We start from the raw sequence: 21094 nt of genomic DNA, 5'->3' as shown, positions 1-21094 counted from the left end.
GGGGTGCGGTGTTCCTCAGCGGAAGAAGTGGGGTCCTGGCGGAGGGTCCTGCGGAGGACGGAGCGGCCGGGTCGGCTGGGAGGACTCGGCGACAGCTGGAGCGACGGACGGGCTCAACAGCTGCAACAGCGACAACAGCTACAGCGAGACCGGGCAGCACCGTGGGACCCGGCGGTGCGGGTCGAGGTGGGTGCCAAGTTCGCGAGCATGCCCACTAGGACACCGGCTCACACCTGAGCTGTCAACTCGACGCCCGGTATGTGGGACAGGTTTCACCTCATCCGGTTCATCTGTCAGGTGAAAGGTTTGTTCACCCGGACCCGGGGACACATGGGGCACATCCGAGCGCTCAAGCCTCGTGCAACGCGATCGAACACAGAGGCGTCCTTCTCCGTACAGAGGGTTGTGCGGGGTTCGACCGCCTCCTCGGCCCTCGCCCGCGTGTCGAGGTTTATGCCGATTTGAACACTTTCCGCATGGCCTTGGTTCCGCAGAGTGAATAACGGGCTCAATAGCAGATCTCGGCTTGACTCGCCCGGAGCAGCACACTTGTAATTTCACTCGTGTCGTTCAGCCGAAATCGGCAGCGGCAACACGGGGACGCGAAAGACAGACGAGGGGCGCACATGACCGAGCTGGTGCAGCAACTGCTGGTCGACGACGCGGACGAGGAACTCGGCTGGCAGGAGCGCGCGCTGTGCGCCCAGACCGACCCCGAGTCCTTCTTCCCCGAGAAGGGCGGTTCCACCAGAGAGGCGAAGAAGGTCTGCCTCGCCTGCGAGGTCCGCTCCGAGTGCCTTGAGTACGCCCTCGCCAACGACGAACGCTTCGGTATCTGGGGCGGCCTGTCCGAGCGGGAACGCCGCCGGCTGAAGAAGGCCGCCATCTGACCGGACATTCAGCCCAAAACATAATGAACGGCCCGTAGCCGGTGGGTTATCCACAGGCGGCGGGCCGTCGTCATGGCCAGCCGATAGTGTGGGCGCTCGTCCGAGACGCCTCGCTGTCCCCTCGGCACCCGAGAGGGCGCGGGCGTCCACCGCAGTCCATCGAACCGGGGCCCGCACCTCGATGTCCGTGCACAGCCATACGGCAGCCCAAGACTCGGCTGCCACACCTGAGTTCCCGCGCCACGTGGTGACCGCGGTCCTCGTCTCCCACGACGGCGCCCGCTGGCTGCCCGACGCCCTCGCCGGGCTGCTCGGCCAGGAGCGCCCCGTGCAGTACGCGGTGGCCGCCGACACCGGCAGCGCGGACGACTCCGCCCGGCTGCTCACCGACGCCCTCGGTGACGCGGGCGTCCTGCACCTCGCCCGGCGCACCGGCTTCGGCCAGGCCGTCGAGGAGGCGAGCCGTACGGCCCCGGCCCTCACCGCGGAAGAGCTGCCGTACCTCAAGCGCCCCAGCGGCTGGGACCCGGTCACCCGCTCCTGGCGCGACGACGCCTACGACCTGCCCGACCTGCCGTACGGCGAGCCCATCCAGTGGCTCTGGCTGCTGCACGACGACTGCGCCCCCGAACCCGACGCCCTCGCCCAGCTGCTGCGGGTCGTCGACACCGAACTGGAGCTGGGCCGCGACGACGTGGCGATCGTCGGCCCCAAGCTGCGCGGCTGGTACGACCGTCGGCAGCTGCTGGAGGTCGGCGTCTCCATCGCCCACTCCGGCCGCCGCTGGACCGGCCTGGACCGCCGCGAACAGGACCAGGGCCAGCACGACCACGTCCGCACCGTGCTGTCCGTCTCCACCGCCGGCATGCTCATCCGCCGCGACGTCTTCGAACAGCTCGGCGGCTTCGACCGCCGACTGCCCCTGATGCGCGACGACGTCGACCTGTGCTGGCGCGCCCATGCCGCCGGCCACCGCGTCCTGATCGCCCCCGAAGCGGTCGTCCGGCACGCCGAGGCCGCCTCCCGCGAGCGCCGCACCGTCGACTGCGTCGGCCGCACCGCCGCCTCCCCGCACAAGGTCGACAAGGCCGGCGCCGTCTACACCCTGCTCGTCAACACCCGCGGCGCCGCGCTGCCCTGGGTGCTGCTGCGGCTGGTGTTCGGCACCGTCCTGCGCACCCTCGCCTACCTCGTCGGCAAGGTGCCCGGCCAGGCCGTCGACGAGATCAGGGGCCTGCTCAGCACCCTGCTGCGCCCCGAGCGGATCATCGCCGCACGGCGCCGCCGCGGACGCCCGCAGACCGACAAGGGCGAACTGCGCCCGCTCTTCCCGCCCCCCGGCGCGACCGTCCGCGCGACCGTGGAACAGCTCGCCGCCAACTTCAGCAGCGGCTCCGACGACACCGCCCGGGCCGGCCGACACGGCGGCGCCGTCGAGTCCGGACCCGGCGGCGACGACGCCGACTTCCTGGAGGTCGAGCAGTTCGCCCGGCTCAAGCGGATCGCCCGCAGGCCCGGCCCGGTGCTCTTCCTCGCCCTGCTGCTCATCTCCCTGACCGCCTGCCGCGCCCTGCTCTCCGGCGGCGCGCTCGCGGGCGGCGCCCTGCTGCCCGCCCCCGCCGGCACCGGCGAGCTGTGGTCCCGCTTCGCCGACGCCTGGCACCCGGTCGGCGCGGGCGGCACCCCGCCCGCCCCGCCCTACCTCGCCGTCGTCGCGACCCTCGCCACGATTCTGTTCGGGTCCACCGGACTCGCCGTCACCGTCCTGCTGGTCGCCTCCGTACCGCTCGCCGGATGCACCGCCTACTTCGCCTCCCGGCCGCTCGTCACCTCCCGGCTGCTGCGCGCCTGGGCGGCCGTCGCCTACGCCTTCCTGCCCGCCACCACCGGCGCCCTGGCCGGCGGCCGCATCGGCACCGCCGTCCTCGCCGTGCTGCTGCCGCTCATCGCGCGCGCCGGCATCGCCGCGAGCGGCCTCGCGAACCGTTCCGGTGCGCGCGGCAGTTGGCGAGCGACCTGGGCGTACGCGCTGCTGCTGAGCATCACCACCGCCTTCACGCCGATCGTCTGGCCCCTCGCGCTGCTCCTCGGCGTCGGCGTGCTCGTCCTGCGCCGCGGCGACCTCGGCGCCCACGTCCTGCGCTTCCTCGCCCAGCTCGGCACCCCGCTGCTGATCCTGGCCCCCTGGTCGCTGACCCTGCTCCCGACCGGCTTCTTCAAGGAAGCCGGCCTGGCCTACGGCACCTCGGCCGCCTCCGCGCTCGACCTGCTCGGCGCGAGCCCCGGCGGCCCCGGCACCGTGAACGGCCTGATGCTCATCGGCATCGTCCTCGCCGCACTCGCCGCGCTGCTGCGCTCCGAACGGCAGCGGGCCGTCCGCACCGCCTGGGTCGTCGCCCTGGCGGCCCTCGTCCTCGCCGTCCTGTCCAACAAGACCGCCTGGGCCGGCCCGGCCACCCTCGTCTACGGTCTCGCCCTGCTGGCCGCCGCCGCCCTCGGCGCCGACGGGGCCCGCGCGCGCGTGGCCGAGCAGAGCTTCGGCTGGCGCCAGCCCGTCGCCGCCCTGATCGCCTTCGCCAGCGCCGCGGGCCCGCTGCTCGTCGCCGCCGGCTGGATGCTCCGCGGCGCCGACGGCCCCCTGGAGCGCCGCGACCCCACCCAGGTGCCCGCGTTCGTCGCCGAGGACTCCACCACCGGCGACCGCGCCCGCACCCTGATCCTGGACAGCGACTCCACCGCGCGCGTGCGCTACACCCTGGTCCGTGGCTCCGGTGCCCGCATGGGCGACGCCGAGGTCAGCACCGCCGACGGCCGGAACACCCGGCTCGACAAGGTCGTCGCCAACCTCGTCGCCGGCTCCGGCGCCGACCAGGCCGACGAACTCGGCGGCTTCGCGGTGCGGTACGTCCTGGTTCACAAGGGCGCGCCCCGCGACATCACCCGCGTCCTCGACACCACCCCCGGCCTGAGCCGGCTCAGCCAGCAGAACGGCAGCGCCCTGTGGCGTGTCGACCAGGAGGTCTCCCGCGCCACCATCGTCCCGGCGGGCGGCTCGGGCACCGCCCGGTCGGTCACCGCAGGGCCGGTGGAGATCCACACCACCGTCCCCGCCGGCCAGGCCGGCCGCGTCCTGCGCCTCGCCGACACCGCCTCCGACGGCTGGACGGCCACCCTGAACGGCAGGCCGCTCACCCGCACCACGGTGGACGGCTGGGCCCAGGGCTTCCAACTGCCCGCCGACGGCGGCAGGCTGGACGTCACCTACAGCGATCCGATCACCCACACCGCGTGGCTGTGGGCCCAGGGAGCCCTCGCCGTCGTCCTGGTCGTCCTCGCCCTGCCCGGCCGCCGCCGCGACGTCGACGACGACCTGCCCGAGGAGGAGCCGGTGCCCGCCCAGGCCACCGCGGGCGAGGGCCGCCGCGCCCGCCGCCTGCGCGCCCAGGCCGAGGAACAGGCCGCCGCCGCCGACGAGCAGCCGGCCGCACCCACACCCCCTGCCGAGCCCCCGGCCGCCGTGCCGCACCAGCAGTCCTACGAGGACTGGGACCAGGCCTCCTACCCGAACACCGGATACCCCGGCTACGGCGCCGACCAGTACCAGACCGGCGACCCGTACCAGCCCTCCGGCTACGACCAGCAGGCGTACCCGGCCGCCGACCCGTACCAGGCGGGCCAGTACGACCCGTACGCCTACGGCGGCACGAACGGCCAGATGCCCTACGACCCGACGGCCTACCAGCAGGGCTACGACCCGGCGTACGACCCCGCCCAGCAGGGCTACGACCCGGCCCAGCACCCCCATGGCACCGGCAGCGAGCGCCCCGACGGGAGCCAGCAGTGAACCGCACCACCCTCTCCCTGATCGCCGGCACCACCGCGCTGGCCGCCGTCACCGCGTTCGCCGCGTTCGACGGCCCGTCCGCGTCCGGGGCCGCCGCCAAGCCGGCCGCGAACCTTCCGGTGCAGCGCACGAGCCTGCTGTGCCCGGCGCCGAGCATCTCGGACATCGCCGACACGGCGTACACGTCGTTCACGCCCGTCACCCAGGGCGCGGAAAGCGGCGGCAAGGCCCAACTCCAGGCGGCCGACGAGCAGTCGACGGACGACACGGGAGCCAAGGACCCCAAGGGGTCCAAGGGGGCGAAGAAGACCGCGGACGAGCCGGTGCTCACCCCCAAGGCCCCGGGCACCCCGGCCACCGGTGACACCTCCGGCGCCGACACGCCCGCGCTCATCGGCACCGCCGACGGAAGGTTCGCGCCGGGCTGGACCGTCCAGGAGACCACCGAGGTCGCCGCCGGCACCGGCCGCGGCCTCCAGGGCGTCAACTGCACCGCCGCCGACACCGATTTCTGGTTCCCGGGCGCGGGCACGGCCGCCGGCCGCACCGACTACGTGCACCTGACCAACCCCGACGACTCCGCCGCGGTCGTCGACATCGAGCTGTACGGCAAGGACGGCGCGATCAAGTCCCCGCTCGGCGAGAACCTCACCGTCCCGCCGCACGCGAGCAAGCCGATCCTGCTCTCCACGCTCACCGACGAACGCCAGGCCGACCTGACCGTGCACGTCAGCGTGCGCAGCGGCCGGGTCGGCGCGTCCGTGCAGGCCCTGGACGACAAGGCGGGCGGCGACTGGCTGGCCGCGGCCTCCGACCCGGCCGGCAGCCTGGTGCTGCCCGGCATCCCGAAGGACGCCACCGACGTCCGTCTGATCGCCTTCACGCCCGGCGGCGACGACGCCGACCTGAAGGTCCGCCTGGCCTCGCCGGACGGCCTGATCACCCCGGCGGGCAACGAGACCCTCCATGTGAAGTCGGGCATGACGACCACGGCCGACCTCGGCGAGGTGACCCGCGGCGAGGCGGGCTCCCTGGTCCTGACGCCCACGGACCAGTCGGTCCCGGTCGTCGCGGCCCTCCGCGTCGTGCGCGGCAAGGGCGACAGGCAGGAGACGGCCTTCATCCCGGCCACCGCCCCCGTCGGCTCGCGCGCCACCTCGGCGGACAACAGCGCCAAGGGCACGACACTCGCCCTGGCGGCGCCCACCGCCGCCGCCACGGTCAAGGTCACCGCCTCGGCGGGCAGCGAGGGCGGCACGGCGACGTCGAAGACGTACACGATCAAGGCCGGCACCACGCAGAACGTCACCGTTCCCGCCCCCGCCGGCCTCAAGGGCACGTACGCCCTCACGGTCGAGCCCCTCTCCGGCGGCCCGGTCTACGCCTCCCGCACCCTGACGGCCACCGAGGAGGGAGTCCCCGGCTTCACCATCCAAACCCTCCCGAACGACCGGGGCATGGTGGCGGTACCGACGGCGACAGAAGACCTCTCGGTCCTGCAAAAGCCCTAGCTGCGCCCGTCCGCCCCGTTCGGATCGCCCCCGGTACTCGCCCCCCTGCTGCGGGCGGTCGTGCCGCTGGGGCGGCACGGGTGGGCGCAGCGGCGCCCCGCAGGCGCGGGCAGGCCTAGCCCCCGTTGTCCCGCGGCAGCACCGCCCACCCCGTCGGCGCGGGCAACGGAAACACCCCGAAGCCCACCACAAGCCGCCCCCGAGCCCCGCCGGACTAATCCTCCCCGTACCGCGGATCCACCGTCTCCGGAGTCAGCCCCAGCAACTCGGCGACCTGCTCCACCACCACCTCGTGCACCAGCGCGGCCCGCTCGTCCCGCCCCTTCGTCCGGATCTCCACCGGCCGCCGGTACACCACGACCCGCGCCCGCCGTCCGTCCCGCGCCGCAACGACCCCGCCCAACGGCACGGCCTCATCGCTCCACGCCTGCTCGCCCCGCCCCTCCAGCCGGGGCACCTCCAACACGAGGAAATCGATGTCGGCCAGCTGCGGCCACCGCCGCTCAAGGCGCTCCACGGAGTCCTGCACCAGGTCCGCGAACACATCGGCACGGCTGGCGGCGAGCGGCACCTGCGGCGGTGCGATCGGCCCCCTCATACCCCGCCCATGACGATCGCGGCGACGGGGCCCGGGGCCGGCGGCACGGGGCGGTACACGGTTGTCCATCACTGGGGAAGCGTAGTCCCCGCACGCTCCGCACGCCCGGTCCCACACGGCAACCCGCCCCTCCCTCCACGGCAACCGGCCACCACCCCGGACCGGCCGGCGCCCGCCGCCGATCGGCCCGCCGCCGATCGGCCCATTCCCCTCCGACCGGCGGCATCCACCCCCATGTCGCCAGATGACCGTTCCAGCCAACGAATGGCTCGTTTCCGTAACCCTCCAAGACCGCCGAGCACAAGGCAATTGACGGTGTTTGTGCCGACTCGTGACCGTATCGAGTCGGGCCCCAAACCCGACGGGAGCCCGTCCGTGCAGGTCAACAAGGTGCCCCCGAAGGGGTGTGTGGGACGTTTCACAGCACGACACGGTGGAGTGACCTGGTGGAGAGTCGTCGCGGCCCGCTCAAGAGTGCGGTACCGTCCAACCTCGTGAGCCCTGTACGTCGCTGTTCGCGCACCGCCTGCGGTCGACCCGCCGTCGCGACGCTGACGTACGTCTACGCCGACTCGACCGCGGTCCTCGGCCCCCTCGCCACCTACGCCGAGCCGCACTGCTACGACCTGTGCGCCGAGCACTCCGAGCGCCTCACCGCCCCCCGCGGCTGGGAGGTCGTACGCCTCCTCGACGGCTCCGCTCCCGCACGCCCCACCGGGGACGATCTGGAAGCGCTTGCCAACGCCGTCCGCGAGGCCGCCCGCCCCCAGGAGCGCGCTGCCGAGGCGGGCGGCGGCGGAGCCCGCACGGCGGATCCCATGGAGGTCGCCCGCCGCGGACACCTGCGCGTCCTGCGCTCACCGGACAACTGAGCCCACCGCGCCGCACACCTCCCCCTTACCCCCAACGGGTAGTTTGTGGGCACCCATAGAACTTTCAGGAGGGTTGGCCGTGGCTGCTGATCTGTCGCAGATCGTGAAGGCGTACGACGTACGCGGAGTGGTCCCGGACCAGTGGGACGAGTCACTGGCCGGACTGTTCGGCGCGGCCTTCGCCGAGGTGACAGGAGCGTCGGCGATCGTCGTCGGCCACGACATGCGGCCCTCGTCCCCGGCGCTGAGCCGCGCCTTCGGGCGCGGCGCGGCGGACCGCGGTGTGGACGTCACCGAGATCGGCCTGTGCTCCACGGACCAGCTGTACTACGCCTCGGGCGCGCTGGACCTGCCCGGCGCCATGTTCACCGCCTCGCACAACCCGGCCCAGTACAACGGCATCAAGATGTGCCGCGCCGGCGCCGCCCCGGTCGGCCAGGACACCGGCCTCGCGCAGATCCGCGAACTGGCCGAGCAGTGGCTGGACTCGGGCGCCCCCGAGCCGGTCGCCCAGCCGGGAACCCTCTCCTCCCGCGAGACGTTGGAGGATTACGCGGCGCACCTGCGCTCCCTGGTCGACCTGACCTCCATCCGCCCCCTGAAGGTCGTGGTCGACGCCGGCAACGGCATGGGCGGCCACACGGTCCCCACGGTCTTCGCCGGCCTCCCCCTGACCCTCGTCCCGATGTACTTCGAACTGGACGGCACCTTCCCCAACCACGAGGCCAACCCCCTCGACCCCGCCAACCTCGTGGACCTGCAGAAGCGCGTCCCGGCGGAGGGCGCCGACCTGGGCATCGCCTTCGACGGCGACGCCGACCGCTGCTTCGTCGTGGACGAGAACGGCGACCCGGTCTCCCCGTCCGCCATCACCGCCCTGGTCGCCAGGCGCGAGCTCGCCCGCAACGGCGGCAAGGGCGTGATCATCCACAACCTGATCACCTCCCGCACGGTCCCGGAGGTCGTGAAGGAACACGGCGGCAGCCCGGCCCGCACCCGTGTCGGCCACTCCTTCATCAAGGCCGAGATGGCCCGCACCGGCGCCATCTTCGGCGGCGAGCACTCCGCGCACTACTACTTCAAGGACTTCTGGAACGCCGACACCGGCATGCTGGCCGCCCTGCACGTCCTCGCCGCCCTCGGCGGCCAGCAGGGCCCACTGTCCTCCCTCGTCTCCCAGTACGACCGCTACACCGGCTCCGGCGAGATCAACTCCACGGTCGCCGACCAGGCCGCCCGCCTCGCCGCGATCCGCTCCGCCTACGAGGGCCGCGCCGGCATCACCCTCGACGACCTGGACGGCCTCACGGTCGCCGCCGCCGACTGGTGGTTCAACGTCCGCCCCTCCAACACCGAGCCCCTCCTGCGGTTGAACGCGGAGGCGAAGGACGAGGCGACCATGACGAAGATCCGCGACGAGGCCCTGGCGATCATCAGGGCCTGACCCGCGGACGGCACTTTCCCGGCGGCCTGAGCCGACACCGCCGGGACCCGACGTCACAGCCGAACCAGCGGGTGGCCGGACGGGCAGACGGCGGTCCAGGGGGCGCAGCCCCCTGGGCGGCACGTGAGCCCAGCTCAGCCCGCCCGCCAGCGGTACGCTGACCACCGGCCAAAGAAATACCCCGCCCTCGAAGGGAACGCTCATGCCGCTCGAAGCCGGCCTCCTGGAGATCCTCGCCTGCCCGGCCTGCCACGCCCCTCTCAAGGAGCAGCACAACGACCAGGACACCGAGCTGATCTGCACGAGCCAGGACTGTGGCCTCGCCTACCCGGTCCGCGACGGCATCCCGGTCCTCCTCGTGGACGAGGCCCGCCGCCCCGAGTGACGACGCCCGTCTCGTAGACAACCCACACAGGACCCTCGGCGATCGGAGGCTTCCGCCCATGCTGGACGAATCGCTGCTCGACACCCCGGAAGGGCTGGCCGAGGCCGACCGCCGGGGCCTGCTGCGCGGCGCCGCCGAGGCCGGCGCCCGTGTCCGCACCGCCGCCCGGCACGCCACCGAGGCCGGCGTCGGCGATCTCAAGCCCGACGGCCGCCCGCGCTCCGTGCTGATCGCCGGCCCCGGCGCCGCCGCCACCCACACCGCCGACCTCCTCGGCACTCTGGCGGGCGTCGGCAGCCCCGTGGTCCGTCTGGCCCCGACCGGCGTCGCCTCGGCCGCGGGCGCCCTGCGCTGGGAACTGCCGGGGTGGACCGGCTCCGTCGACCTGCTGCTGATCGCCACCCCGGACGGCACCGAACCCAGCCTCTCCCTCCTCGCCGACCAGGCCTACCGCCGCGGCTGCTCGGTCGCCGCCGTGGCCCCGCCCCGCACCCCGCTCGCGGAGGCGGTCGCCGGCGCCCACGGCCTGTTCGTACCGATGGCGACAGCGCCGTACGACCAGGAGGAACCGCTCGCCGCCTCCTCCTCGGGCGTCTTCTGGGCGCTGCTCACCCCGCTGCTCGCGCTGCTGGACCGCATCGGACTGCTCACCGCCCCGCCGGAGACGCTGGAGAAGGTCGCCGACCGCCTGGACCACATCGCCGAGCGCTGCGGCCCCGCCATCGCCACCTACAGCAACCCGGCCAAGACCCTGGCCGCCGAACTCGCCGACGCGCTGCCCGTGGTGTGGACGGAAGGGCCCTCGGCGGGCCCCGCCGGGCGCCGTTTCGCCGCCGCTCTCGCCGAACTCGCCGGCCGCCCCGGACTCGTCTCCGAACTCCCCGAGGCGCTCGCCGCGCACAGCGCCCTGCTGGCCGGACCGCTGGCCGCCAGCGCCGACCCCGACGACTTCTTCCGCGACCGCGTCGAGGAACAGCCCGCGCTGCACGCGCGCGTAGTGCTGCTGCGCGACCGCCCGATCGGCGGCTTCACCGCCGCCCCGGCCGCCCGCGACCTGGCCCTCACCCACGACACGCCGATCAGCGAGCTCGAACCGGAGGAGGGCGGTGAACTGGAGACCCTCGCGGAACTGATCGCCGTCACGGATTTCGCCGCTGTTTACCTGGCGCTCGCTTCGGGGGCCTGATCTTTGCTCCGGGTCCACCGACCCGCGCCCACCACCAGCACGGCAACCGGCTCAGCCGCCGGTCCGGCTGAGCCGCGTACGTACGGAGACAGAGAAGACACATGGACCGCCTCGACAACACCGTCCGCCCTTACGCCTGGGGTTCCCCCACCGCCATCCCGCACCTGCTCGGCGTCGAGCCGACCGGCGAACCGCAGGCGGAGATGTGGATGGGCGCGCACCCGGGAGCCCCCTCGCGCACCGCGCGCGGGACCCTCGTCGACGTCATCGACGCCGACCCGAAGGGCGAGCTGGGCGCGGAGACGGTCGCGAAGTTCGGCCCTCGCCTGCCCTTCCTCCTGAAGATCCTCGCTGCCGGCGCCCCCCTCTCCCTCCAGGTACACCCCAACCTGGAGCAGGCCAAGGAGGGTTACGCCGACGAGGAGCGCCGCGGCATCCCGGTCGACGCACCGCACCGCAACTACAAGGATGCCAACCACAAGCCCGAACTGATCTGCGCGCTGTCCGAGTTCGACGGCCTCTGCGGCTTCCGCGACCCCGTCCAGGCCGCCGACCTGCTCGACGGACTCGGCGTCCCCTCCCTCAAGCCCTACGTCGACCTGCTGCACGCCCACCCCGAGGACGCGGCCCTGCGCGAGGTCCTCACCGCGATCCTCACCGCCGACCCGGAGGAAATGGCCCGGACGGTCACCGAGACCGCCGCCGCCTGCACCCGCCTCGGCGGCGACTACGCCCCCTACGCCGTCCTCGCCCACCACTTCCCGGGCGACCCCGGCGTCATCGCGGGCATGCTCCTCAACCGCGTCCGCCTGCAGCCGGGCGAGGCCCTGTTCCTCGGCGCCGGCATCCCGCACGCCTACATCAGCGGCCTCGGCGTCGAGATCATGGCCAACTCCGACAACGTCCTGCGCTGCGGCCTGACCCCGAAGCACGTCGACGTCCCCGAGCTGCTGCGGGTGGTCCGCTTCGAAGCGGGTGACCCGGGCGTGCTCCGCCCCGAGGCCTCCCCGGAGGGCGAGGAGGTCTACGAGACGCCGATCGACGAGTTCCGGCTCTCCCGGTACGTCCTCTCCGAGGGCGGCACCGCCCGCGACCTCACCCTCGCCACCCCGCAGATCCTGCTCTGCACGGCCGGTTCGGTCCACGCGGGCGAACACGAGCTGAAGCCGGGGCAGTCGGTCTTCGTCCCCGCCGCGCAGACGGCGGAGATCTCCGGCGCGGGGACGGTCTTCCGCGCCACGGTGGTGGTGTGACGGGGCTGTGGAAAACCGGCGCTGTGATCGTATGACCGGGGTTGTGGACACCTGACGCGCCGGCGCCCGGCCGGGCTGCAAGAATGGCCCACCGGCAAAGGCCGGGCAAAGCCGGGGCACGCCCGGACACGGTGGCCGTACGAAGGCGCCGTGAGAAGGCGCCGTACGAAGGCGACGACGAGTTCGAAGGGACAACGCGGACACATGAGCGCGTCAGGCGGTACGAAGGCGATCGTGGCGGCACTCGGCGCCAACCTCGCGATCGCGGCGTCGAAGTTCGTGGCGTTCGCGTTCAGCGGCTCCTCGTCCATGCTCGCCGAAGGCGTCCACTCGCTCGCCGACTCCGGCAACCAGTTCCTGCTGCTCATCGGCGGCAAGAAGGCCCAGCGCGAGGCGACCCCGCAGCACCCCTTCGGCTACGGCCGCGAGCGGTTCATCTACGCCTTCCTGGTCTCGATCGTCCTGTTCTCCATCGGCGGCATGTTCGCCGTCTACGAGGGCTACGAGAAGATCGTCCACCCGCACGAACTGGAGAACTGGTACTGGCCGGTGGGCGTCCTGCTCTTCGCGGTCGTCGCCGAAGGCTTCTCCTTCCGCACGGCCATAAAGGAGTCCAACGAGCTGCGCGGCAGACTGTCCTGGGCGCAGTTCATCCGCCGCGCCAAGGCGCCCGAGCTGCCCGTCGTCCTGCTGGAGGACTTCGGGGCGCTCATCGGTCTGGTCCTCGCCCTCCTCGGTGTCGGCCTGGCCGTGCTCACCGGCGACGGCGTCTGGGACGGCATCGGCACCGTCTGCATCGGCGTCCTGCTCGTCCTGATCGCCCTGGTGCTGGCCGCCGAGACCAAGTCACTGCTGCTCGGCGAGGCGGCGGGCCTCGACGTGATCAAGGAGATCGAGGAGGCGACCGTCGACGGCGACACCGTCACCGGCGTCATCCACATGCGCACGCTGCACCTCGGCCCCGAGGAGCTGCTGGTTGCCGCCAAGATCGCCGTCCAGCACGACGACACGGCCGCCGAGGTCGCCAACGCCATCAACGCCGCCGAGGCCCGCATCCGCGCCGCCGTCCCCATCGCCCGCGTCATCTACCTCGAACCGGACATCTACAGCGAGGCCGAGGCCGCCAAGGGCCCCGACCCGGCGGCGACCCCGGGCGGCCCGACCCCCCACGCCACCGACCACTGAGCCCCGGGCCCCGTCCCGCGGACAATCCCCAGGAACCGCGTGAGCCGGCCAGAGCCGCGGGGCCCGGGGCAGAGTTACGGGCCCTGCCACCAAGGGGTGCGGAGGGGGCCCCACCCTCTCTTCGGGGGCCAGGCCCTGGCTGCCGGCACACCCGCCCGAACGCGCGCCCCCTGAGCGGCGGGCCCGCATGGCCCGGACAGCCTGCCGCGCGAGCCGCTCAGCCTGCCCGCGAACCGGACCGGCGGAGGGTGCGAACGGGCCGGCGGCGTGCGGGCCCGGACCGCCGGCCGGGACCGCCGGCCCGACACCCGCACCCGTCCGCTCACCTCACCCGGCTCACCCGAACTCACCCGACTTCGCCCAGCACGTCGAGCACCGCCCGCTCGTCCGGCGCGGCCAGCAGCCGCTCCCGGAAGCCGGGATCCGTCAGCCTGCGCGAGAGCAGCGCGAGGATCCGCAGATGCTCGTCGCCCGCGGCCGCCTCCGGTACGGCGATCATGAACACCAGCCGGGCCTTCGTGCCGTCCAGCGAACCCCACTCGACCCCCTCGGCCGACCGCGCGAAACCGACGACCGGCGCCGTCACCGCATCGGTCTTCGCATGGGGGATCGCGATCTCCTCACCGAGCCCGGTCGTCCCCTGCGCCTCGCGCCGCAACGCGGTCGCCACCAGCTCGTCCACATCGGCGACCCGCCCGCTCCGCGCCAGCAGTTCCGCCATCTCCCGGATCGCGGCGTCCTTCCCCACCGCTTCGAGCGCGCCCCGCACGGTCCGCTCATCGAGATACCCGGACAACACCTCGGCCGGGCTGCCGGCAGCCGCGCTCTCCCCCCGAGCCGAGACGGGCACCGGGCTCTCCGGAGCCCCCGCACCAGCCCCGCCCGCCGAAGTCTCTCCCCGCTGCCCGGGCACGACTGCCCCGGAACCCGCACCGACACCAGTCGCGCGCACACCGGCACCCGCAGACGGAGCACCGGCACCTACCACCGCGGCACCCGTGCCCACCACCGGAGCACCCGCACCCGCTGCGCCCCCATCCACCGACGACTCACCCGCACCCGCCGTCGACGAGGGATTCGCACCAGGGACACCCGCACCCGCAGTCCCACTGTCAGGCACCTCCCGCCGCCGGCGCCCACTCACATCCACCATCGCCACGGTCGCCAGCGCGGTGACCCCCGCCCCGATGCCGACGGCCACGAAGAACATGGGCACTCCACTCACCGCGCCCAGCACCGCCACGATCGGCCCTCCGTGCGGCACCGCGTCCTTCACCCCGGCCAGCCCCGCGACCGCACCGGCCACCGCGCCGCCGAGCATGTTCGCCGGAATGACCTGCGCAGGCCGCGCCGCCGCGAACGGGATCGCACCCTCCGAGATGCCGAAACACCCCATGAACAGCGCCGCCAGCCCCGTCTCCCGCTCCTGCTGGGTGTACAGCCCCCGACGGATCAGCGTGGCCAGACCCTGCCCGAGCGGCATCACCGGAATCGCCGCGGCACACATGCCCATCACCGTCTGGTTGCCGCTCGCGATGAGTCCCGCACCGAACAGGAACGCCGTCTTGTTGACCGGCCCACCCATGTCGAACGCGATCATCAGCCCCAGGATCGCGCCGAGCAGGACCGCACTCGTCCCCGTCATCCCGGCGAGCCAGCTCGTCAGGTGCTCGAACACCCACGAGATCGGCTTGCCGATGACATAGACGAAGAACAGCCCGAGCGCGCTCGTGGCCACGATCGGGATCACGATGATCGGCATGATCGGCTGCACGAACCTCGGCACCCTGACCTTCTTGATCCACAGCACCAGACAGCCGGCGAGGAACCCGGTCACGATCGCCCCGATGAAGCCCGCGCCCGCCTTGGAGTCGTACAACGCCCCCGTGTTGGCGATCCACCCGCCGATCATGCCCGGCACCAGCGCGGGCCGGTCGGCAATGGCATAGGCGATGTAGCCCGACAGGACCGGGATCATCAGCTGGAACCCGATCCCGCCGATCGCGTTGACGTGCGCCCAGAACGTGCCGTCCGGGATCACATAGCCCTTCGCCGTCGCATGCCCGCCGAGGGCCAGTGAGACCGCGATCAGCAGACCGCCGACGACCACGAACGGGATCATGTACGACACGCCGTTCATCAGTGCCTTGTACACCGGACCCCGCTCCTTGCCGCCCCCGGCGGTCCCGGCGGCCGAACCACCCGGGGCCCCGCCCGGCGCGTACACGGGCGCCGACCGCACCCGGTCGATCAACCGCTCGGGATGGTGGATGCCCTCGGCGACCCCGACCGTCAGCACCCGCTTGCCCGCGAAGCGGCTGAGGTCGACGTCCTTGTCCGCGGCGACGATGATCCCGTCCGCATGTCTGACATCGTTGTCATCAAGGACGTTCTCGGCCCCGATGGACCCCTGTGTCTCCACCTTCATCTCGATGCCACGGCTCGCCGCGGCCTGCGCGAGCTTCTCCGCCGCCATATAGGTGTGCGCGATGCCCGTCGGGCAGGCGGTCACCGCCAGCAGCTTCAGCTGCCGCCGCTCGTCGTCGAGGCCTTCCGCGGAGGGAGGGCCGGCCGGACTGGTCACGTCGATCTCCTAACGCCTTCGTCGCGCGAGGCGCCGTCCCGGACACCCCGCGAGCGGAACCGGACGGCCCCGGTTCCCCTGCATCCTGCACCACCCCGCCCACGGCCCGAATGCGCCGAAGTCCCTGTTCGTGCCGGTTTATGGGACTCCCGTCCTCCGGATTCCGCAGCCCCGCCCGGCCCCGCTCCTGCCCCCGCCCCGCACCCCGTAACCGCCGCCCGAGCTCTTCGAACCGACCGGAGGCGGACTGGGGCCGACCGGGCCGTCCGGTGTAGCTTGGGACGGAGCCAGACGTCGCTGCTGATGGCGGTCGGGCGGTCCCCACGCGGGCCGGCCGAGGGAGAGAGGGCCTCCGACGGACTGCGCTGCGCGTACGTGGGCATCCCTGTGTCCTCTTCTCGGGCACTCCTGTGTCCGCCGCCGCGCAGACCAGCCGTACCCACCTCGACCCGATACCGAGGAGCAGCTCGCAATGACGACTGTCGACAACCGACAGGACTACAAGGTCGCCGACCTCTCGCTGGCCGAGTTCGGCCGCAAGGAGATCACCCTCGCCGAGCACGAGATGCCGGGCCTGATGGCGATCCGCAAGGAATACGCCGAGGCCCAGCCCCTCGCCGGCGCCCGCGTCACCGGCTCCCTGCACATGACCGTGCAGACCGCCGTGCTCATCGAGACCCTGGTCGCCCTCGGCGCCCGGGTCCGCTGGGCCTCGTGCAACATCTTCTCCACCCAGGACCACGCGGCCGCCGCCATCGCCGTCGGCCCGAACGGCACGCCCGACAACCCGCAGGGCGTCCCGGTCTTCGCCTGGAAGGGCGAGACCCTGGAGGAGTACTGGTGGTGCACCGAGCAGGCGCTGACCTGGCCGGACAGCCCCACCGGCGGCCCGAACATGATCCTGGACGACGGCGGTGACGCCACCCTCCTCGTCCACAAGGGCGTCGAGTACGAGAAGGACGGCAAGGTCCCCGGCCTGGAGACCGCCGAGTCCGACGAACACCGCGTCATCCTCCAGCTGCTGCACCGCACCCTGGGTGAGAACCCCCAGAAGTGGACCCAGCTGGCCTCCGAGATCCGCGGCGTCACCGAGGAGACCACCACCGGCGTCCACCGCCTGTACGAGATGCAGCGTGACGGCGTCCTCCTCTTCCCGGCGATCAACGTCAACGACGCCGTGACCAAGTCGAAGTTCGACAACAAGTACGGCTGCCGCCACTCCCTGGTCGACGGCATCAACCGCGCCACCGACGTCCTGATCGGCGGCAAGACCGCCGTCGTGTGCGGTTACGGCGACGTGGGCAAGGGCTGCGCGGAGTCCCTGCGCGGCCAGGGCGCCCGAGTGATCATCACCGAGATCGACCCCATCTGCGCCCTCCAGGCGGCGATGGACGGCTACCAGGTCACGACCCTCGACGAGGTCGTCGAGACCGCCGACATCTTCATCACCACGACCGGCAACAAGGACATCATCCTCGCGTCGGACATGGCGAAGATGAAGCACCAGGCGATCGTCGGCAACATCGGCCACTTCGACAACGAGATCGACATGGCCGGCCTCGCCAAGATCCCCGGCATCGTCAAGGACGAGGTCAAGCCGCAGGTCCACACCTGGAAGTTCCCGGACGGCAAGGTCATCATCGTGCTGTCCGAGGGCCGCCTGCTCAACCTGGGCAACGCCACCGGCCACCCGTCGTTCGTGATGTCCAACTCCTTCGCGGACCAGACGCTGGCCCAGATCGAGCTGTTCACCAAGCCCGACGAGTACCCCACCGGCGTGTACGTGCTGCCCAAGCACCTCGACGAGAAGGTCGCCCGCCTCCACCTGGACGCGCTCGGCGTCAAGCTCACCAAGCTGCGCCCGGAGCAGGCCGCGTACATCGGCGTGGAGGTCGACGGCCCGTACAAGTCGGACCACTACCGCTACTGAGCCGGCGAATCCCCGGACCCGCCCGCCGGGGAGCACGCCGGTGCACCGCCGCGCTCCCCGGCAGCAGGTCCTCAGAGGCAGGCCCCCGCACCCCCGTGCCGGGGGCCTGCCCCTTTGGCGGTCCCGCCCGTCTCCGGCCGCCCATGCCCCAGCCGAAACGGCCCCGCCCCTACCGGAACGCCTCGCCCCTACCGGAACGGCCCGCCCCGAACGGGACGGCCCGCATCGGCCGGAGTGACCCGGGCGCCGGACCGCCAGCCCGTCAAGACCCAGGACCCCCATGCCCCGCGGCCGCTATTCGCTCCACGATCCGCACGATCGCACCCCCCTCGCCGAGGAACACTTCCAGTGCGCCCCCGGCCCGTCCGGCTGGCGCTATGTATCCCGGGTGACCAGCCCCGCCGGCGATCACCGCGGCTCGGTCGACCTCGCCCTGGACGACCTGGGCCGCCCCATCCGCCTTGAACTCCACGCGGGTGAGTGGCAGGTGCGCGGCGCCGCCCTCGACGGCGTCACCTGGGTCCGCACCGACCCCACCGGAACCCACGCCACCGAAGGCCATGTGCGCGCCCACGCCTTCACCGGCACGTCCCCCGCGTTCCTCGTCGCCACGGCCCGTCTCCTGCGCCTCACCCCCTCGTCCGACGCGACCCGCGTGCGCCTGGTCGCCTTTACGGACCCCGTCCTCGCCCCCCGCACCGTGGACCAGTCCTGGGCCCTGCTGAAAAGCGAAGCACACGCCACTGACAACGGGCCCCTGATCGTGGACGAGTACCAGGTCACGGACCTGGACACAGGCGAACGCCACACCGTCCACATCGCCGGAGACGTCGTCCTGGCCGCGCCCGGCATCGAGCTGGAGGACCTGCAGTCACCGCCGTCGACGTTCGACTGAAAGTCGCCGAGCGGACCTCTTCCTCCGTCCTACGCCGGCGGTGCGAAACCGGTGGCCGGGCGGTCGGCCGACGGCTCGTCCCGCGGCGGTACGGCCGGCGGCGCAAGCGGAGCCGGCGGCTGGGCCGTCGAAGAAGTCGGGGAAGCGGGCGGCTGATATCCGGCCGGCGCGCCGGCCGCGCCCACCGGCGGAGCGAACCCCCCGGCACCGAACGCCTGCCGGGCCTCACGCGACTGCCGCTCGTGCACCACCGCCGCCAGGAAGGCGGCCGCCGGCAGATCCTGCGGCACCGACGCGCCCGTCCGCGCCGCGAGGTCGACCGCGAGCCGCTGGGCCATCCCCAGCGAGACCTGAGAATCGAGCTGCCCCATCCGGGTCAGATACTGCCGGACCGCAAGCCACAGCCCGTCCGGTACCGCCGAGAGATCCAACCCGGCGAACCGCCCCGCCAGCCACGGAGGCGGCGGCGGAACGAAGGCGGCGCGACCGGCGGGTATCCGCTCACGCACCACCAGCGTGCCTGCGAACACGTCCCCGAGTCGCCGGCCGCGCGCCGACACCAGTGAGGCGATGCAGGCGATCACACCGAACGTCAGCAGGATCTCGACCACACCGACAGCACCCCGCACCAACGCGTGCCGGAACCGGATCGGCCCACCGTCGTCCCGCACCACCCGCAGCCCCAACGCCAGCTTCCCCAGCGAGCGCCCGTGGCTGAGCGTCTCCACCGCGATCGGCCCGCCGACCAGCACCAGCAGAAACGTCGCGATCGACAGTGCCACCTGCGCGGCCTCGTCCAGAGAGGCCGTCGCCATGAGCACCGCGATGCTGACGACGACGTACGCGACCACGGCCACCCCGAGGTCGAGCAGCACGGCCAGCGCCCTGCTCGGCAGCTTGGCAGGCCGCAATTCGAGGGCCACCGCCTCGCCCGTCACCAGCTCACTCACGCCCGTCGTCCTTCCCTGATCTGCCCCCGGAAGCGCAAGTCTGCCAAGCTGTGGGCGCATCGCGCCCCAGTACGACAAGCTGATCGCGATCGAAAGCATCCGCGACGCCACCACGAGCAGTCGACGACCAGCCGAGGAGCAGGCAGACCCCATGGACCTGGACGTCTTCGTCTCCGTACACCGAGCCGAATGGGACCGCCTGGACGCCCTGCTCAGCCGTCGGCGCCGCCTCAACGGCGCAGAGGCCGACGAACTCGTCGCCCTCTACCAGCGCACCGCCACCCATCTCTCCCTCATCCAGTCCAGTGCCCCGGACCCGCAGCTCACGGGACGGCTCAGCCAACTGGTGGCACGCGCGCGCAGTGCCGTCGCCGGCACCCGCCGCGCCTCCTGGAGTGACATCACACGCTTCCTGGGCCAAGGCTTCCCGGCCGCCGTCTACCGCGCCCGCCACTGGTGGGTACCCACAGCACTGGTCTCCACGGCCGTCGCGATCCTCCTGGGCTGGTGGATCGGCGCCCACCCGGACGTACAGTCCTCCATCGCGGCACCCAGCCAACTGCGCGAGCTGACTCGCCCCGGCGGCGAGTACGAGACGTACTACTCCAGCCATCCCGCGGCGGCCTTCGCCGCCCAGGTGTGGACGAACAACGCCCAGGCAGCGGCGATGTGCCTCGTCCTCGGCGTCTTCCTGGGCCTGCCTGTGCTGTGGATCCTCTTCGAGAACATGCTCAACCTCGGCGTCGGATTCGGTCTGATGTCCTCCGCCGGCCGCCTGGACACGTTCCTGGGCCTGGTCCTTCCCCACGGCCTGCTCGAACTGACCGCCGTCTTCGTCGCCGCCGGAACGGGACTGCGCCTGGGCTGGACGCTCATAGACCCAGGCCCGCGGACCCGCCGCGCGGCTCTCGCGGAGGAAGGACGCGCCGCGATCGGCATGGCGATAGGCCTCGCCCTGGTCCTCTTCGTCTCCGGCGCCATCGAAGGCTTCGTCACCCCCTCCGGCCTGCCCACCTGGGCACGCATCGGAATCGGTGTCCTGGCCGAGCTGGCATTCCTGGCGTACGTCTACGTCCTGGGCGGCCGGGCGGTACGCGCAGGTGAGACCGGCGATCTCGAAGAGGCGGACCGCAGCGCCTCGGTCCCCACCGCGGCCTGATGTGCGTCTCACCCCCGTGAGCTGCTAGTCTCCTCTTCGCCCCGCAAAAACCGTTGACACGGATGGCGTGGGGAGGTAGATTCAAACAGTTGCCCGGAACTGGACAAGTTCACGGGTCGCCGTTAGACTCTACAAGCTCCCTGAGAATGTCGAGAACGACTTCTCGGTGAAGCGCCTCCCGATTACTCAGAAATGAGCGGCCGGTCAGACCGGCCAAGAACTTCTGATAAAGTCGGAACCGCCGGAAAGGGAAACGCGAGAGCGGGAACCTGGAAAGCACCGAGGAAATCGGATCGAGAAAAGGTCTGATAGAGTCGGAAACACCGAAGGGAAGCCCGGAGGAAAGCCCGAGAGGGTGAGTACAAAGGAAGCGACCGTTCCTTGAGAACTCAACAGCGTGCCAAAAAT

The 21094-nt window shown here is 72.2% G+C and carries 16 protein-coding genes; 12 read left to right on the top strand and 4 right to left on the bottom strand.

What is annotated here, in order from left to right:
- Positions 1-626 precede the first annotated feature (626 nt).
- The 3 genes from IE244_RS36870 (at position 627) to IE244_RS36860 (ending at position 6245) form a co-directional block, all read left to right on the top strand.
- The gene (locus tag IE244_RS36870) at positions 627-890 is read left to right on the top strand and encodes a WhiB family transcriptional regulator (RefSeq protein ID WP_010986447.1); all 264 of its coding nucleotides are present in this window, start codon (positions 627-629) and stop codon (positions 888-890) included.
- A gap of 181 nt (positions 891-1071) precedes the next feature.
- Positions 1072-4734 carry a glycosyltransferase family 2 protein gene (locus tag IE244_RS36865; RefSeq protein WP_191877947.1) on the top strand — a complete coding sequence of 1221 codons (3663 nt, stop codon included), beginning with the start codon at positions 1072-1074 and terminating at the stop codon, positions 4732-4734.
- On the top strand, positions 4731-6245 hold the full coding sequence (locus IE244_RS36860; RefSeq protein ID WP_191877946.1) for a DUF5719 family protein: 1515 nt from the start codon (positions 4731-4733) through the stop codon (positions 6243-6245). Before IE244_RS36865 ends, IE244_RS36860 begins: the two co-directional genes overlap by 4 nt.
- A 214-nt stretch (positions 6246-6459) precedes the next feature.
- Here IE244_RS36860 and IE244_RS36855 read toward each other — a convergent pair whose 3' ends face one another.
- Positions 6460-6843 (bottom strand): metallopeptidase family protein, encoded by a 384-nt coding sequence (locus IE244_RS36855; RefSeq protein ID WP_191877945.1) that lies wholly within the window; start codon positions 6841-6843, stop codon positions 6460-6462.
- A gap of 446 nt (positions 6844-7289) precedes the next feature.
- On the opposite strand from IE244_RS36855, the gene IE244_RS36850 reads away from it, so the two are divergent.
- The 6 genes from IE244_RS36850 (at position 7290) to IE244_RS36825 (ending at position 13168) form a co-directional block, all read left to right on the top strand.
- Positions 7290-7715, top strand: coding sequence for a DUF3499 domain-containing protein (locus IE244_RS36850; protein WP_191877944.1), 426 nt, complete (start codon positions 7290-7292; stop codon positions 7713-7715).
- 79 nt (positions 7716-7794) lie between these two features.
- The gene (locus tag IE244_RS36845) at positions 7795-9159 is read left to right on the top strand and encodes a phosphomannomutase/phosphoglucomutase (RefSeq protein WP_191877943.1); all 1365 of its coding nucleotides are present in this window, start codon (positions 7795-7797) and stop codon (positions 9157-9159) included.
- A gap of 202 nt (positions 9160-9361) precedes the next feature.
- Entirely contained in the window at positions 9362-9544 is a 183-nt protein-coding gene (locus IE244_RS36840; protein WP_031171400.1) for a Trm112 family protein, read from the top strand.
- Between the two features lie 58 nt (positions 9545-9602).
- Positions 9603-10730, top strand: coding sequence for an SIS domain-containing protein (locus IE244_RS36835; protein WP_191877942.1), 1128 nt, complete (start codon positions 9603-9605; stop codon positions 10728-10730).
- A gap of 101 nt (positions 10731-10831) precedes the next feature.
- On the top strand, positions 10832-11983 hold the full coding sequence (gene manA / locus IE244_RS36830; RefSeq protein ID WP_191877941.1) for a mannose-6-phosphate isomerase, class I: 1152 nt from the start codon (positions 10832-10834) through the stop codon (positions 11981-11983).
- 204 nt (positions 11984-12187) lie between these two features.
- On the top strand, positions 12188-13168 hold the full coding sequence (locus IE244_RS36825; protein WP_031171407.1) for a cation diffusion facilitator family transporter: 981 nt from the start codon (positions 12188-12190) through the stop codon (positions 13166-13168).
- A gap of 346 nt (positions 13169-13514) precedes the next feature.
- On the opposite strand, the gene IE244_RS36820 is transcribed toward IE244_RS36825, so the two are convergent.
- Positions 13515-15752, bottom strand: coding sequence for a fructose-specific PTS transporter subunit EIIC (locus tag IE244_RS36820; RefSeq protein WP_268252924.1), 2238 nt, complete (start codon positions 15750-15752; stop codon positions 13515-13517).
- 472 nt (positions 15753-16224) lie between these two features.
- On the opposite strand from IE244_RS36820, the gene ahcY reads away from it, so the two are divergent.
- Both ahcY and IE244_RS36810 read left to right on the top strand, forming a co-directional pair.
- Complete coding sequence (gene ahcY, locus IE244_RS36815) at positions 16225-17682, top strand: adenosylhomocysteinase (RefSeq protein WP_191877940.1); 1458 nt, start codon at positions 16225-16227, stop codon at positions 17680-17682.
- A 280-nt stretch (positions 17683-17962) separates the two neighbouring features.
- A complete protein-coding gene (locus IE244_RS36810; protein ID WP_191877939.1) occupies positions 17963-18577 on the top strand; it encodes a hypothetical protein in 615 nt (204 codons plus the stop codon).
- Positions 18578-18606: 29 nt separating this feature from the next.
- On the opposite strand, the gene IE244_RS36805 is transcribed toward IE244_RS36810, so the two are convergent.
- On the bottom strand, positions 18607-19527 hold the full coding sequence (locus tag IE244_RS36805) for an RDD family protein (RefSeq protein ID WP_191877999.1): 921 nt from the start codon (positions 19525-19527) through the stop codon (positions 18607-18609).
- A 151-nt stretch (positions 19528-19678) separates the two neighbouring features.
- Here IE244_RS36805 and IE244_RS36800 point away from each other — a divergent pair, with 151 nt between their 5' ends.
- Positions 19679-20686 carry a stage II sporulation protein M gene (locus IE244_RS36800; RefSeq protein WP_191877938.1) on the top strand — a complete coding sequence of 336 codons (1008 nt, stop codon included), beginning with the start codon at positions 19679-19681 and terminating at the stop codon, positions 20684-20686.
- Between the two features lie 109 nt (positions 20687-20795).
- Here IE244_RS36800 and IE244_RS42505 read toward each other — a convergent pair.
- Positions 20796-21094: hypothetical protein (locus IE244_RS42505; protein ID WP_229854654.1), on the bottom strand; the 299-nt coding region annotated here is incomplete at its 5' end.

The sequence above is a fragment of the Streptomyces filipinensis genome (assembly GCF_014649495.1).
GTDB lineage: Bacteria > Actinomycetota > Actinomycetes > Streptomycetales > Streptomycetaceae > Streptomyces > Streptomyces filipinensis.
The sequence above is the reverse complement of the archived record's forward strand: the minus strand, read 5'-3'. Positions and strand labels throughout refer to the sequence as shown.